Source organism: Serratia marcescens subsp. marcescens ATCC 13880 (assembly GCF_017299535.1).
Taxonomy (GTDB): Bacteria; Pseudomonadota; Gammaproteobacteria; order Enterobacterales; family Enterobacteriaceae; genus Serratia; species Serratia marcescens.
Window position 1 is genome coordinate 3,706,126 of the sequence record NZ_CP071238.1, and the last position, 14,807, is coordinate 3,720,932.

Annotated in this window: 13 protein-coding genes; 5 read left to right on the forward strand and 8 right to left on the reverse strand. The window is 59.4% G+C overall.

Translation table 11 applies throughout. From position 1 onward, the window contains the following. Positions 1-53: 53 nt before the first annotated feature. Complete coding sequence (locus tag J0F90_RS17730; protein WP_033639688.1) at positions 54-995, reverse strand: LysR family transcriptional regulator; 942 nt, start codon at positions 993-995, stop codon at positions 54-56. Positions 996-1,399: 404 nt separating this feature from the next. Between J0F90_RS17730 and cbp21 the strand changes: the two genes are divergently transcribed. Further along, positions 1,400-1,993 (forward strand): chitin-binding protein/chitosanase CBP21, encoded by a 594-nt coding sequence (gene cbp21, locus J0F90_RS17735; protein ID WP_004936574.1) that lies wholly within the window; start codon positions 1,400-1,402, stop codon positions 1,991-1,993. A 66-nt stretch (positions 1,994-2,059) separates the two neighbouring features. Here cbp21 and J0F90_RS17740 read toward each other — a convergent pair whose 3' ends face one another. From J0F90_RS17740 to J0F90_RS17765, 6 genes are all read right to left on the reverse strand, one after another. Then, positions 2,060-3,022: a sugar-binding transcriptional regulator gene (locus J0F90_RS17740; protein ID WP_004936575.1), complete on the reverse strand. Its 963-nt coding sequence runs from the start codon at positions 3,020-3,022 to the stop codon at positions 2,060-2,062. Positions 3,023-3,117: 95 nt separating this feature from the next. After that, positions 3,118-3,774, reverse strand: coding sequence for a dihydroxyacetone kinase subunit DhaL (gene dhaL, locus J0F90_RS17745; protein ID WP_033639687.1), 657 nt, complete (start codon positions 3,772-3,774; stop codon positions 3,118-3,120). Positions 3,775-3,777: 3 nt separating this feature from the next. Next, entirely contained in the window at positions 3,778-4,779 is a 1,002-nt protein-coding gene (locus J0F90_RS17750) for a dihydroxyacetone kinase subunit DhaK (protein ID WP_033639686.1), read from the reverse strand. Positions 4,780-4,808: 29 nt separating this feature from the next. Beyond that, the gene (locus J0F90_RS17755; protein WP_042705973.1) at positions 4,809-5,579 is read right to left on the reverse strand and encodes an SDR family oxidoreductase; all 771 of its coding nucleotides are present in this window, start codon (positions 5,577-5,579) and stop codon (positions 4,809-4,811) included. Between the two features lie 35 nt (positions 5,580-5,614). Continuing rightward, positions 5,615-6,883, reverse strand: coding sequence for an MFS transporter (locus tag J0F90_RS17760; protein ID WP_033639685.1), 1,269 nt, complete (start codon positions 6,881-6,883; stop codon positions 5,615-5,617). A gap of 66 nt (positions 6,884-6,949) precedes the next feature. Beyond that, entirely contained in the window at positions 6,950-8,062 is a 1,113-nt protein-coding gene (locus tag J0F90_RS17765) for an MDR/zinc-dependent alcohol dehydrogenase-like family protein (protein ID WP_028127773.1), read from the reverse strand. 318 nt (positions 8,063-8,380) lie between these two features. On the opposite strand from J0F90_RS17765, the gene rpiB reads away from it, so the two are divergent. The 3 genes from rpiB (at position 8,381) to tkt (ending at position 11,996) form a co-directional block, all read left to right on the forward strand. Then, entirely contained in the window at positions 8,381-8,839 is a 459-nt protein-coding gene (gene rpiB / locus J0F90_RS17770) for a ribose 5-phosphate isomerase B (protein ID WP_004936593.1), read from the forward strand. A gap of 193 nt (positions 8,840-9,032) precedes the next feature. After that, positions 9,033-9,983, forward strand: a complete 951-nt coding sequence (tal, locus tag J0F90_RS17775; RefSeq protein ID WP_016926754.1) for a transaldolase — start codon at positions 9,033-9,035, stop codon at positions 9,981-9,983. An 18-nt stretch (positions 9,984-10,001) separates the two neighbouring features. Next, positions 10,002-11,996 carry a transketolase gene (tkt, locus tag J0F90_RS17780; RefSeq protein WP_033639684.1) on the forward strand — a complete coding sequence of 665 codons (1,995 nt, stop codon included), beginning with the start codon at positions 10,002-10,004 and terminating at the stop codon, positions 11,994-11,996. Positions 11,997-12,046: 50 nt separating this feature from the next. Here tkt and nudK read toward each other — a convergent pair whose 3' ends face one another. Then, entirely contained in the window at positions 12,047-12,622 is a 576-nt protein-coding gene (nudK, locus tag J0F90_RS17785) for a GDP-mannose pyrophosphatase NudK (protein ID WP_033639683.1), read from the reverse strand. 358 nt (positions 12,623-12,980) lie between these two features. Between nudK and narQ the strand changes: the two genes are divergently transcribed. Beyond that, positions 12,981-14,657 carry a nitrate/nitrite two-component system sensor histidine kinase NarQ gene (gene narQ / locus J0F90_RS17790; RefSeq protein ID WP_033639682.1) on the forward strand — a complete coding sequence of 559 codons (1,677 nt, stop codon included), beginning with the start codon at positions 12,981-12,983 and terminating at the stop codon, positions 14,655-14,657. Positions 14,658-14,807 lie beyond the last annotated feature (150 nt).

Genomic DNA, 14,807 nt, shown 5'->3' on the forward strand with positions numbered 1-14,807 from the left:
GGGTTTTCATTGAGTTAACCGTTTGATTTTCGCGTCCCTTCGTCTCTATTCCTTCAGTTGTGGCACCACGGATAGCCGCCATCCCGCACCACTTCGCGGCCCATCAGGCTGTAGACATCGCTTTTGCGCGTCAGCCGCTCATGCCACCAGTTAAACCCGGCGCCCTTGCTGGCCGGATGCCACGCCAGCCAAATCATTTCGTCGCCCTTTTGCATCTCCACCGGCACCGTCACCAGTTCACCGCTGGCCAGTTCCTTTTCAATCAGCGCAGGTGGCAGAAAAGCGTGGCCGATGCCGCGCTTGAGCAGCGCCAGATTGCTTTCCACATCGCATACCACCAACTGACGCTGCAAGGGCAGCGTGCCGTGATTGCGTTTAGGCAGCTCATGGCTGCTGTCGGCGATCGCGACCACGATGTCGTTCAGCCGCTGCTTCTTGCATACCGGCGTTCTCTGCGCCGCGAACGGGTGAGAAGGCGACACGCACAGCACAAAGTCGAGCTTGCCGAGCATCAGGGTTTTGGCCTGCACGCTGTCGGGGATTTGGCCGATGGCGATGATCAGGTCCGCCCGGTTGTTCTTCAGCGCATCCCAGGTGCCGTTCAACGCTTCCCGCTGCACCGAGATATTGGCGTTCGGGCAATGCTGAATATAGTCGCGGATATCCTGCGTCAGCGTTTCCAGCGGGAAGAAGGTGTCTACCGCCAGGCGGATATTATTGTCCAGCTTGGGAATGTTGCGCACCCGGCTTTCCAGATCCTGCACCGCATTTAATATCCAGCTGCCCTCCTGCAGGAGAAACTCCCCTTCATCCGTCAGGGTAATCATGGGGCCATTACGATGAAAAAGTTTCACGCAGAGTTTGCTTTCAATATTGGAAACCCGATAAGAGATCGCCGAAGGCGTTTTATGCAGCGCCTCCGCCGCCATAGAGAAAGATCCGGTGTTCTTGATGGTGCTGATTATTTTAATCGCGTCCAGGGATAATCTAGTCATACAAATTCCTCTTTAAAATAAAATAAGAAAAATGACACTAAATTCCCAAGGTGGTGGCGCACAAAAATCGATCAAATCAAACAAGGGTACTCAACGCAACAAGCAATATACTTCATAAATGAGAGCGCTATCTTAAATACTATTCATCACTACTTGATATAAATTTCATCATAGCGCCGTGCTTTTACACTGTGACAGTTAAATAAATTCGGCCTAACGATCAAAGATCGTCATCATAATATTTTTCGTTAATAGCCGGTAAAACATTCCAATCTACGGCCAAACCAGAATGGTAAAAATAAAACAAGCCGACAAGAAGGGTTATTTCCAATTGCGTTATTAGTCTCTCATTTTGTCGGTGAAATACGCTCAACTTACAACATAATTTCAGTCAGGAGTGACTTATGAACAAAACTTCCCGTACCCTGCTCTCTCTGGGCCTGCTGAGCGCGGCCATGTTCGGCGTTTCGCAACAGGCGAATGCTCACGGTTATGTCGAATCGCCGGCCAGCCGCGCCTATCAGTGCAAACTGCAGCTCAACACGCAGTGCGGCAGCGTGCAGTACGAACCGCAGAGCGTCGAAGGCCTGAAAGGCTTCCCACAGGCCGGCCCGGCTGACGGCCACATCGCCAGCGCCGACAAGTCCACCTTCTTCGAACTGGATCAGCAAACGCCGACGCGCTGGAACAAGCTCAACCTGAAAACCGGCCCGAACTCCTTTACCTGGAAGCTGACCGCCCGTCACAGCACCACCAGCTGGCGCTATTTCATCACCAAGCCGAACTGGGACGCTTCGCAGCCGCTGACCCGCGCTTCCTTTGACCTAACGCCGTTCTGCCAGTTCAACGACGGCGGCGCCATCCCTGCCGCACAGGTCACCCACCAGTGCAACATACCGGCAGATCGCAGCGGTTCGCACGTGATCCTTGCCGTGTGGGACATAGCCGACACCGCCAACGCCTTCTATCAGGCGATCGATGTCAACCTGAGCAAATAATCGGTCAAATGAGGAGATCGTTGAGGGTTCAGCCTGGCGCTGAACCCTTTTTTTTTGCAGGTGCCGCTATTGCGACATGTTGAGGATAGTGCGCACATTGAGCGCGCTGGTGGCGATAATGTCGATGGCGCCAGTGCGCAAAGCGCCCAAAATCGCCAACGCCTTGGTATTCTCGGAAGCAATGGCGATCACGCAAGGGATTTTGCGCAGCTCATCAATGCTCAGCCCGATCACTCTGTCATTCATCACCGTGTCGACATGCTGCCCCTGAGCATTGAAAAAGTCATAGCCGGCGATGTCGCCGATCACGCCCTGATTAAGGCTGGCGTCGATAATCTCGTGCGGCGTAAACCACCCCAATTTCACCATATAGCTGTTTTCATTCATGTCGCCAATGCCGACTAACGCCACATCGGCCTTACGCGCGCGGTCCAGCGTTTCCTTGATCGTACCGTTCTGCATGAAGGCGTCTTTCAGCGCGCGATTTTCGACGTAGGCCGGCGCGTAAAGCGTCTCGCTGCTGCCGCCGAACTTCTTCGCCAAGCGCCGACTGATATGGTCGGCGTTGATCGCATCGCCCGGACGGTGGGTGCCGCCGATGCCGCAGATGAACTTGCAGTTGCGTTCCGTCACGCTGCCGACGTGATCGGCGATCGCGGCCACGTTGCGTCCCTGGCCGACCGCCAACACCATATCGTCTTTCAGCGACATCGCCAGATAGTTGGACACCAGCGCCGCCACCTGCCGACGCTGTTCCTCTTCGTCCTGATGGTCGAGCGCGATCAACGCGCGGCTGATGGGAAAACGTTCCATCATCTGCTGTTCCAGCCGGGTGCTGAATACCGGGTGATAACGCACGTTGATCTCGACGATGCCTTCTTCCTTGGCGCGCTTGAGCAAACGACCGACTTTGATCCGTGAGATGCCGAATTTTTTGGCGATCTCTTCCTGCGTGATCTCATCCTGATAATAAGCAACGGCGATTTCGGTCAGCAGTTCGTTATCCTGGGACACAGTTTGTTTTTCCATCCGTTAGACGTTTCCCCACGGCAGGCCGGTTGATGATGGCGGAGGGACGATACACGCCCCTCCGACAAGGCTGAATGCCCGCTAGTATAACGCGTTCAAGCGGCAACGGTATTCAGTCGTTGTTCCACCTCGTCCGCCAATCGAGTCAAGAGCAGGCAGCAAGATACCGCGCCGGCGTCCAGTACGCCGCGCGAACGCTCGCCCAGACGGCTGGCGCGGCCGATTTTCGCCACCAGCTCGCGCGTGGAATCGCGCCCGCGTTCCGCGGCAATCCTCATCTTTTCCAGCGCTGCGGCGAAGTCGTCACCGCGCCCGGCCGCCTGCTCAAACGCCGCCACCGCCGGTATCAGCGTATCCATCAGACACTTGTCGCCCACGCCCGCGCTGCTGATGTCCTGCAGTTCGCTCAATCCGCCGTGCAACATCGCCAAAAATGCCTGCTTATCCAGCACGCTGCGCTCACGGACGCTCTCCGCCATGCCCATGAACAGGCTGCCGTACAGCGGCCCCATCGAACCGCCGATGCCCTCCATCAGCGCATCCGATACCGCATCGAACGCCTGCGCCAGCGTGAGCTCGCGGCCGCGAATGGCATCGCCGCACATCGCGAATCCCTTCGACATATTAATGCCATGGTCACCGTCGCCGATGGCGCCGTCGATTTCGCTCAGGTATTCGCGGTTGCTGACAATGGTTTCTATCAGCCCCGTAACGATCTCACTGCCGTACCGGGTTGAAATTTGTTCCGTCATGATTCACTCCACCTGGGTTAAGCCTAAAGATTGCGCCGGCATGTCCAGCAGCGTTTTCAGTTCGTCATCCAGCGTCATCAGCGTCAGCGTCACGCCCATCATTTCCAGCGACGTGAAGTAATTGCCGACGTAGCGCCGATGCACCCGCACGCCTTTCGCCGTCAACCGGCGCTCTATTTCGGCATAATAGATATACAGCTCCATCACCGGCGTGGCGCCAAGCCCGGAGATCAGCAACGCCACCTCCTGGCCTTGTTCCAACGGCATATCGTTGAGCACAAAATCGAGCATGGTGCCGGCCATCGCCGACGCCGACTGGATCGGCGATACCTCAATGCCCGGTTCGCCGTGATGGCCGATGCCGATCTCCATCTTGCCGTCTTCGATATGAAAATTGGGTTTGCCGACCGCGGGAATGGTGCAGGAACTGAGGCCGACGCCGATCGAACGACACCGGTCGATGGCTTTTTGCGCCGCGCCGATCACGCCGTCCAGATCGTATCCCTTGGCCGCCGCCGCCGCGCCGACCTTCCACATCAGAATTTCGCCGGCCACGCCGCGTCGCTTGTCCCTCTCACTGGCCGGCGCCGAGGCGACGTCATCGTTGGCCACCACGGTTTTCACCCGTATGCCGGCCGCCGTGGCCTTCTTGATCGCCATCTTGACGTTCATGTTGTCGCCGGCGTAGTTGCCGTACAGGCAAGCGACGCCCGCACCGCTGTCCGCCGCCTTGAAGGCGTCGAGAAAAGCCCCCGCCGTAGGCGATGAAAAAATCTCGCCAATCGCGACGGCATCCAGCATGTTTTTGCCGACATAGCCCAGGAACGCCGGCTCATGGCCGGAGCCGCCGCCGGTGACGATGCCCACTTTGCCGGCGATCGGCGCAGGCGGATATTTCAACACCCGCGCATTGTCGGTGGCGGCGTAATAGTTCGGGTGGGCCAGCCTGTAGCCCTGAATGGCGTCTTCCACTACGTGATCGGGATCGTTAATGATTCTGTTCATCGCGGCCTCTCTGTCGCCTGAATAAGAAATTATTGAATGGTGTAACCGCCGTCGACCACCAGGTTGGCGCCGGTGATCATCGCCGCCGCGTCACCGGCCAAAAACAGGGCGCTGGCGGCGATATCTTGCGGCTCAGCAAAGCGCCGCAGCGGGATTTTCTGCTTCATCTGCTCAGCCACCTCGCCAGACCAGGCCTTACGGCCCAACTCCGTCAAAACCACGGTGGGTGAAATGGCGTTGACCCGCACGTTGTGCGGCCCCCACTCCAGCGCCAGCACCTGGGTCAACCCGATCACGCCCGCTTTGCTGGCGCAATAGGCCAGGTGATTAGGCAAAGCCACCACCCCGGCCTGCGAGGCGAGATTGATGATGCTGCCGCCGCGCTGACTAATGAAACGGCGCCCTACCGCCTGGCAGGTAAGAAACACGCCTTTCAGATTGACCGCCAGGGTTGCATCCCACGCCGTTTCCGGCAGCTCCTCGGCCGGATGCAGCGCGACGATGCCGGCGCTGTTGACCAGCACGTCCAGCCGCCCGAAATGCGCCTCAATCTGCGCCACCGCCCGCTCCACCGACGCGGCATCGGTGACGTCGGCCACGACGCCCAGCGCCGCCTCGGCGTCCAGCTGTCGCGCCACTTCCGCAACCTGCGGCGCCCGATCGAGCAGCGCCACGCGCGCGCCGTTTTGCAGATAGCGTTCGGCAATCGCGAGACCGATCCCTGCAGCGCCGCCGGTAATCAGCGCCACCTTACCCTGCAGCGAGAGCTCGCGCGGCGCCGTAGTTTGATGATTAATCATAAATTTCCCCTTAAAACTGTGAACTTCACGATCGGTCAGGATATTTTCGCCAAACTCGCGCCGCGTTCTTCCTGCGCCGTCGCGCTTTCTTTCGGCAGCGTGACAAATTTCATCAGCACGCCGCTGAACAGGTACAAGCCGGTAAAGATCCAGATCACGCCAACGGCGCCGAGGCTGCCGATAAACAGCCCCACCACCGCCGGGCCGACAAAGGTGCTCAGGCCGGCGCCCAGATTGAGAATCGACATCGCCGCGCCCTTATTGTCCGGCGCCAGCGACGGCATGATGGCCGACAGCGGCACGAACGCCGCCAGGCAGGCGCCGAACAACCCGGCGGCGCACACGGTCAGCAGGTAGTTGGCGCCAAAGAATTGCGGCACGTAGTAGAACATCAGCGTGGTCAAGGCGCAGCCGACGCAGCCGAACCACATCACCACATTGCGCCAGCCGAGCCCGTCGCTGATCACGCCGAAAATCAGGTTGAAAATGATGTTGACCGTCCACAGCGCAGCGTACATCTGCAGCCAATGCGTGCGGGTGAACCCCATATCCATCATGTACATGGGCATGAATACGACGAAGCCGTAAGCCGCAGAGGTATTAATGGTGCGCACGATGCCGCCCAGGCCAATCTTCGGGTTTTCAAACGCGATGGTGATGCCCTTCAAGACGTAACCCAGCGACGCTTTTTCCCGGTTGCCGCGCTGTGCCGCGCCGTCGTCGCGATTGAGCATCAGCGCAATCACCGCGCCCAGCACGACGAAAATCAGCGCGCTCCACAGCGTGTGGATCTCGCCGAGATAAGGCAGCATGATGCTGGAATACAGCACGCCCAGCACGCTGAGCCCGCCGCTGTAGACGAACCAGAAAATCCCCACCGCCGACCCCAGCCTTTCCGGCGGCGCCTCATACGCCACCCACACCAGAAAACCGTAGGCAAATAGCGGATAGCCCAAGCCGCGCAGCGCATAGGTCGGCACCATGATCGCCAGGTTGTTGCTCGGCAGGCCGAACGTCAAAAAGCACACCGAACCGAACAAGAACAGCAGCAGGCCGGCCAACATCACCCGCCGGGCGGTAAAGATTTCCGCCAGCACGCCGGAAAACCAGGCGGCGATCGCGGCCGCAAAGCCATAAACGCTGAACAGCAGCGCCGATTCCTGAATGCTAAGCCCTTTGCCAATCAAATAAGGCGACAGCCATCCTTGTTCCAGCCCTTCGCCCATCATGAACACCAACACGCCGGCATAGCCCAGCAGCAGTTTCGGTGACAGACCAATGCGATGAATCAGTCCATGCAACATAGAACACCCCAGCACATGTGATTATGGAGGCGCAGGCTCGCCCGCACCCGAGGAACGACGCAGGTTTCAGAGGTTTGGATTAAGCACCACTTTGATTGAACCGATGCCGCGCTTCATCAGCTCGAAACCTTCGGCGAACTGTTCCAGCGGCAACGTATGCGTCACCACGCCTTCGGTCGGCAGATCGCCATTGGCGATGCCTTCGATCACCAGCGGGTAGCAGTAAGGGCCGAGGTGCGAACCGAGCACGTCCAGCTCCTTGCGGTCGCTGATGATGCTCCAATCGACGGTCACCGGATCCTTGAACACGGAAAATTCGACGAAGGTGCCGAGCTTGCGGATCAGCGTCAGGCCCTGTTCCACGGACTTCTGTGCGCCGGTCGCCTCGATGTAGATGTCGCAGCCGTAGCCGTCGGTCATCGCTTTAACCGCGGCGGGCACGTCGTCACGGGTAGGATTCAGCGTCACATCCGCGCCGAAGCGCTTCGCCAAGGCCAGACGTTCGTCGGACAGATCCAGCACCACCAGCTTCGAAGGCCCGGACTTTTTGATCGCCCCGATCATGCCCAGCCCCAGGGTGCCGGCGCCGGCCAACACCACAACATCGCCCAGTTTGATATTGGCGCGTTGCACCGCATGGAAGGAGCAAGCATAGGGTTCGATCAGAATGGCTTTTTCGATCGGCAGGTCGGCCGGCACATGGTAGTTAATCGCCTCTTTGGTGAACTTCATGTACTCGGCCATGCCGCCGTTAACGTTTTTCTGGAAACCGTACAGGTCATGCTTTTCGCACATCCAATACTGACCGCGGTTGCAGAAGCGGCATTGCCAGCAGGGAACGATTTGTTCTGATATCACGCGATCGCCGAGATTGAAGCCCTCGACGCCTTCGCCATACCCCACGACATGGCCGATAAATTCATGGCCGGGGATCATCGGCGCCTTGATGTATGCCGGTTGTTTTTCATCGCCCCAGAAGCTGGGCGCCCCTTCGAACGCTTTAACATCACCGGCGCAGATGCCGCAGGCCTCGATCTTCACCAGGATCTCTTTCGGGCCGATCTTCGGTACCGGCACCTGTTCCAGGCGGTAATCTTTCGGGGCGTACGCCACAACCGCCTTCATGATCTCGGGGATACCGGCCGCCATTTTCGCCTCTGTTATGCAGGTCTGACACATAGCACTCTCCTCTGGTAGGGGAACTTATTTTGATCATTAATACAAACAAAGAACAAATGAACACTAACGCCGCGCGTTCAATTTGCCCACAGTGAACTTATCAAAGTGTGATATCGCTCAAAAACCCGTCTCAACTAGGGTAAATAACGATTGAAAGCCCTTTTTTAGTGACTGACATCACCTTTTACAGTGGCAAACTGAAAAATCCAGCAAAAAACAAAAGAACATCAATTGAACATTTGATTAAACAGGGATACGGTAATGAACGTGGCGCCACCGAGGATCGCCACCCTTTTCGTTACCAATCAGGAGACCGCTATGCTGCCTATCGCCATCGGCGCCGATGATGCCGCCATTGAACTGAAGGATCTGATCGTTGCCCACCTGCAACAACGGGACATCCCCGTCATTGACTACACGACGGATCGCGCCGCAGAAACGGGGATCTATCCCGATATCGCCTATCGCGTCGCGCAGGCGATACGGGAGGAAAAACATCGGCGGGGCATCCTGCTGTGCGGCACCGGCATCGGTATGAGCATCGTGGCCAATAAAGTGCCCGGCATTCGTGCGGCGCAATGTCACGATACCTACTCCGCCCAACGGGCGCGCAAAAGCAATGATGCTCAGATCATCACGCTGGGCGCGCGGGTCATCGGTGCCGAACTGGCGAAAACCATCGTCGATGCCTGGCTGGAATCGGAGTTTGAAGGGGGAGGATCGGCGCCGAAAGTCGAGCGAATCGGCTATTACGAAAACGCGGCCGGACGGCGTTAAACCGCCTGCAGTCTCGATGGCGGTCGCGCGCAAGCCGCGCTCCGCCTGGGTTTATTCGGCATTCATTGTTATTATCCATCGCAACAATCAGAAAAAGCGCATTTTCATTCTCGATCCGATGATGCAGTGTGTTCCCCCTATGATGAAAAAGGTTCTCATTTCCCTACATTGAGCTTGGTCAAGGAGCTTATCAATGAATCAATTAGACGCACTCAAGCAGCTGACCACGGTGGTCGCCGACAGCGGCGATATCGAATCCATCCGCCAGTTCGAACCCCAGGACGCCACCACCAACCCTTCGCTGATCCTGAAAGCCGCCGCGCTGCCGCAGTACAAAGCGCTGATCACCGAAGCGCTGGAGTATGCCCGCCGCCAGGGCGGCAGCAAGGAAACCCAGCTGATCAACGCCAGCGATAAACTGGCGGTCAACATCGGCGTCGAGATCCTCAAAAGCGTGCCGGGCCGCATCTCCACCGAAGTGGACGCCCGCCTGTCGTTCGATCGCGGCATGTGCGTCGCCAAAGCGCGCAAACTGATCGGCATGTATCAGGAACAGGGCATCGACAAATCGCGCATCCTGATCAAACTGGCTTCCACCTGGGAAGGCATCAAAGCCGCCGAAGAGCTGGAAAAAGAAGGCATCAACACCAACCTGACGCTGCTGTTCTCCTTCGCCCAGGCCCGCGCCTGCGCCGAAGCCGGCGTGTATCTGATCTCGCCGTTCGTCGGCCGCATCTATGACTGGTACCAGGCCAAACAGCCTGCCGCCGACTACGACGCCGATCAGGATCCGGGCGTGAAATCGGTGCGCACCATCTATGAATACTACAAGCGTCATCGTTACCAGACGGTGATCATGGGCGCCAGCTTCCGCAAGGTTGAGCAGATCCTGGCGCTGGCCGGCTGCGATCGCCTGACCATCGCGCCGAACCTGCTGGAACAGCTGAAAAACAGCGAACAGCCGGTCGAGCGCAAGCTGACCCCGTCGACCGAGGGCTTCCACCAACCTGCCCCGCTGGCCGAAGCGGAGTTCCGTTGGCTGCACAACCAGGACGCCATGGCGGTGGAAAAACTCGCCGAAGGCATTCGCCTGTTCGCCGTCGACCAGCAGAAGCTGGAAGACATGTTGGCCGCTCAACTGTAATCGCACTGGAGTTTCGTTATGTCTTCTCGTAAAGAGCTTGCCAACGCTATCCGCGCACTCAGCATGGACGCCGTACAAAAAGCAAATTCCGGCCACCCGGGGGCTCCTATGGGCATGGCGGACATCGCCGAAGTCCTGTGGCGTGACTATCTCAACCACAACCCGACTAACCCGCACTGGGCTGACCGCGACCGTTTCGTGCTCTCCAACGGCCACGGCTCCATGTTGATTTACAGCCTCCTGCACCTCACCGGCTACGACCTGCCGATGCGCGAGCTGGAGAACTTCCGTCAGCTGCATTCCAAAACCCCGGGGCACCCGGAGTACGGCTACACCCCGGGCGTTGAAACCACCACCGGCCCGCTGGGCCAGGGCATCGCCAACGCCGTCGGCTTCGCCATCGCCGAACGCACCCTGGCGGCGCAGTTCAACCGCCCCGGCCACGACATCGTCGACCACCACACCTACGCCTTCATGGGCGACGGCTGCATGATGGAAGGCATCTCGCACGAAGTCTGCTCCCTGGCCGGCACCCTCAAGCTCGGCAAGCTGACCGCCTTCTACGATGACAACGGCATCTCCATCGACGGCCACGTCGACGGCTGGTTCACCGACGACACCGCCCTGCGTTTTGAAGCCTACGGCTGGCACGTGGTGCGCAACGTCGACGGCCACAACCCTGACGCCATCAAGGCCGCGATTGAAGAAGCCCGCAAGGTGACCGACAAGCCGTCGCTGCTGATGTGCAAGACCGTTATCGGCTTCGGTTCGCCGAACAAGGCCGGCACCCATGACGTGCACGGCGCCGCGCTGGGCGCCGCCGAAGTGGCCGCCACCCGCGAAGCGCTGGGCTGGAAATACGCTGCCTTTGAAATCCCGCAGGACATCTACGCTCAGTGGGACGCCAAGGAAGCCGGTCAGGCCAAGGAAGCGGCCTGGAACGACAAGTTCGCCGCCTACGCCAAGGCCTTCCCGGAACTGGCCGCCGAGTTCAAGCGCCGCATGAACGGCGAGCTGCCGGCCGACTGGAAAGCCGACGCCAAGGCGTTCGTGGAAAAACTGCAGGCCAACCCGGCCAACATCGCCAGCCGCAAGGCGTCGCAGAACGCGCTGGAAGCGTTCGGCAAGGTGCTGCCGGAGTTCCTGGGCGGCTCCGCCGACCTGGCGCCGAGCAACCTGACCATGTGGTCCGGCTCGAAAGCGCTGAACGTTGACCCGGCGGGCAACTACATTCATTACGGCGTGCGCGAGTTCGGCATGACCGCCATCACCAACGGCATCGCGTTGCACGGCGGCTTCCTGCCGTACTCGGCGACCTTCCTGATGTTCGTGGAATACGCTCGCAACGCGGTGCGCATGGCGGCGCTGATGAAGCTGCGCAACGTGTTCGTCTACACCCACGACTCCATCGGTCTGGGCGAAGACGGCCCGACTCACCAGCCGGTGGAGCAGCTGGCGAGCCTGCGCGTGACCCCGAACATGAGCACCTGGCGCCCGTGTGACCAGGTGGAATCGGCGGTGGCGTGGCAGTACGGCATCGAGCGCAACGACGGCCCGACCACCCTGGTGTTCTCGCGCCAGAACCTGACCCAGCAGCCGCGCACCGCAGAGCAGCTGGCGAACGTGTACCGCGGCGGCTACGTGCTGAAAGACTGCGCGGGCACGCCGGACGTGATCCTGATCGCCACCGGCTCCGAAGTGGGCATCACGGTGGAAGCGGCGGACAAGCTGACCGCGGCGGGCCGCAAGGTGCGGGTGGTGTCGATGCCGTCGACCGACGCGTTCGACAAGCAGGATGCGGCGTACCGCGAGTCGGTGCTGCCGGCGGCGGTGACGGCGCGCGTGGCGGTGGAAGCGGGTATCGCGGACTACTGGTACAAGTACGTGGGGCTGAACGGCGCCATCGTGGGCATGACCACCTTCGGTGAGTCGGCGCCGGCGGAGCAGCTGTTCGCCGAGTTCGGCTTCTCCGTGGACAACGTGGTGGCGAAGGCGCAGGCGCTGCTGAAGTAAGCGGCCTGGCGCAAGCCGATAAAAAAGCCGGTCATCATGACCGGCTTTTTTTATTCCATCACCCGATGAATCTGCAAATACTGCAGCAGCATGATGGTCTTGCCGTCTTTAATCCGGCCGTCGGCGATCATCGCCACCGCGTCGCTGAACGGCAGTTCAATCACCTCAATATCTTCATCTTCAATGCCGCCGCCGGCCGCGCGCCGCTCATCGTCATGGTATTCGGCGATAAAGAAGTGCACGATCTCGGTCACGCCGCCCGGCGACATGTAGGCTTCGAAGATTTTCTTGACCTCGCCCACCTGAAAACCGGTCTCTTCCACCGCTTCGCGGCGCGCGCACTGCTCCGGCGAATCGGCGTCCAGCAGGCCAGCGCAGGCCTCGAGCAGCATGCCGCTTTCGTTGCCGTTGACGTAGGTCGGCATGCGGAACTGGTTGGTCAGCACCACCGTGCCCTTGGCGCGGTTGTACAGCAAAATGGTGGCGCCGTTGCCGCGATCGTAAACCTCGCGCACCTGTTGCACCGAACCGCCGTTTTTGCGTTTCAGATCGAACGTATACTTGTTCAGCACATACCAGTTGTCCGACAACAGCTCTTTCTTCACATTCTCAATTTTCGACGACATGACCCTTTTTCCTTGAGTTGCAACGTGAAAATCATACCGCGATTACGCTGCGCCGCAGCAGACGATTTGCAACAAAAATCACAACGCCTCTCCGGGCAAACCAGGATTAAAAAGACATCGTGGGCAGACGCATAATCTGACAGACGAATCGCATCCGCAAAGACAAATCCTCAGTGGAAACCGGGCGGCGGCTGAACATCGGCGGGCATTTCGCTATTCATTTGATTACACGACGACAATTGTTCCCGTTTTGTTGACAACTTGATACAAATCGCGGTGCAATTTAGTTGCAAAAGTTATAGTTTTGCTTTCGAATGAAACTGGCGCAGCCCTCACCTGAGAGAAAAGGATTCCGTGATTGCTTGTTAAACGTTCCGTGACCGGCAGCCTGGCCAGGGCGCTGTTCGGCATCGTGATACTGTCGGTGCTCGCCACCGGGTTGGCGTTGACGACCGTCGCCGGCAGCCAGAGCGATGCCGAGGCGATCAACATCGCCGGTTCGCTGCGCATGCAAAGCTACCGCCTGGCCTTTGATCTCGATCGACAGAGCCCGGAGCTGGAGCTGCACCTGCAGCAGTATCGGCAATCTTTGCAGGCGCCGGCGCTGCAAAAGCTGGCGCGCTTTTACGTCCCGGCCGAGGTGCGCAACCACTATCTGGCGCTGCAACGAACATGGCAAACGATGGAGCGGCAGATCCGCGACGGGCAAGCCGCCGCCTACCGGGCGGAGGTCGCCGGCTACGTCAACCGCGTCGATCATTTTGTTTCCGCTCTGCAGCGTTATTCCGAGTTGAAACTCACCCTGGTGGCCGCCGTCAGCGTACTGGGTTACGCCGCCATCATCGGCCTGGTGCTGTTCTGCATCCGCTTTATGCGCCGCCAGGTGGTCACGCCGCTGCAGCACCTGGTCGACGCCAGCCAGCGCGTGCAACAGCGCGACTTTCGCCACCCGCAGCTGGACGTGGCGCTGCCGAACGAGCTCGGCGTGCTGTCGCAAACCTTCAGCGCCATGTCGGACGAGCTGGCCCGGCTCTATCAGTCGCTGGAGCTGAAAGTGCAGGAAAAAACCCAGCGCCTGCAGCAGGCCAACGAAACGCTGGAGGTGCTGTATCGCTGTTCACAGGCGCTGAGCGTGCGCCAGATCGATCAGCAGGCATTCGAGAATGTGCTGCGCATCGTGCGCCAAAGCGAACGACTGCGCTGCATACGGTTGAACGTGGCGGACGATCATGGCCAGTGGCAATTGAACGAAGGAGAGCCGGCGCCGACGCAAACCTGGAGCGCGCTGCCGATCACCCAAGGCGATAAACTGTTGGGTGAATTGCGATGGCAGCCCGAAGCGCAGCCGCCGCATCCTCACCTGATGCAGAGTCTGGCCAACATGCTGGGGCGCGGCGTCTACTTCAACCGGGCGCAAAAGCAGCACCAATATCTGCTGTTGATGGAAGAGCGTGGGACCATCGCCCGCGAGCTGCACGATTCGCTGGCGCAGACGCTGTCGTTCCTGCGCATCCAGCTGACGCTGCTCCGGCGCGCCGCCGACGATCCGGCGGCGCAGACGATTATCGACGATTTCGATCGCACGCTGGCCGATGCCTATCGCCAACTGAGAGAATTGCTGGCCACCTTCCGCCTCAACATTCAGGAGGCGGATCTGAATGCCGCGCTGGAGCAACTGTTGCAGCCATTAAAGGCGCTAACCCCCGCGCGGATTCAGTTACACTGTCGGCTGCCCTCGCAGGCGCTCAACGCCCAACAGCAGGTGCACGCGCTGCAGATCGTGCGCGAAGCGGTACTCAATGCCGTCAAGCACGCCGGAGCGAACGAGATCGCGGTGTGTTGCGAGGTCAATGCCGCAGGCGACAACGTATTCAGCATTACCGACGACGGTTGCGGCATCGCCAGTCTGGAAGAACCGGAAGGGCATTACGGCTTGACCATCATGAGCGAACGCGCGGCGCGACTGGGAGGAACGCTGCGCATCCGGCGCAGAAGCGGCGGCGGCACGGCGGTCTGCCTGACATTCTCGCCCTGACCTTGCGGCTGTTCACTCTGCGTTACGGTTGCCGCCGGGCAGAAGGCCGCCCGGAGAGGTTTGCGGTGCAGAATGCCGCTATTTTTGAAGAGACAGTCCCACTGTGAAGCACGCCTCCGGGCGCGTTTGAGTGGCTTTACTTGCTACAGG

Excerpts from the sequence above, each read along its gene's own strand:
- J0F90_RS17730 (WP_033639688.1), bottom strand. The coding sequence starts at position 995 with ATGACTAGATTATCCCTGGACGCGATTAAAATAATCAGCACCATCAAG.
- cbp21 (WP_004936574.1), top strand. The coding sequence starts at position 1,400 with ATGAACAAAACTTCCCGTACCCTGCTCTCTCTGGGCCTGCTGAGCGCG.
- J0F90_RS17740 (WP_004936575.1), bottom strand. The coding sequence starts at position 3,022 with ATGGAAAAACAAACTGTGTCCCAGGATAACGAACTGCTGACCGAAATC.
- dhaL (WP_033639687.1), bottom strand. The coding sequence starts at position 3,774 with ATGACGGAACAAATTTCAACCCGGTACGGCAGTGAGATCGTTACGGGG.
- J0F90_RS17750 (WP_033639686.1), bottom strand. The coding sequence starts at position 4,779 with ATGAACAGAATCATTAACGATCCCGATCACGTAGTGGAAGACGCCATT.
- J0F90_RS17755 (WP_042705973.1), bottom strand. The coding sequence starts at position 5,579 with ATGATTAATCATCAAACTACGGCGCCGCGCGAGCTCTCGCTGCAGGGT.
- J0F90_RS17760 (WP_033639685.1), bottom strand. The coding sequence starts at position 6,883 with ATGTTGCATGGACTGATTCATCGCATTGGTCTGTCACCGAAACTGCTG.
- J0F90_RS17765 (WP_028127773.1), bottom strand. The coding sequence starts at position 8,062 with ATGTGTCAGACCTGCATAACAGAGGCGAAAATGGCGGCCGGTATCCCC.
- rpiB (WP_004936593.1), top strand. The coding sequence starts at position 8,381 with ATGCTGCCTATCGCCATCGGCGCCGATGATGCCGCCATTGAACTGAAG.
- tal (WP_016926754.1), top strand. The coding sequence starts at position 9,033 with ATGAATCAATTAGACGCACTCAAGCAGCTGACCACGGTGGTCGCCGAC.
- tkt (WP_033639684.1), top strand. The coding sequence starts at position 10,002 with ATGTCTTCTCGTAAAGAGCTTGCCAACGCTATCCGCGCACTCAGCATG.
- nudK (WP_033639683.1), bottom strand. The coding sequence starts at position 12,622 with ATGTCGTCGAAAATTGAGAATGTGAAGAAAGAGCTGTTGTCGGACAAC.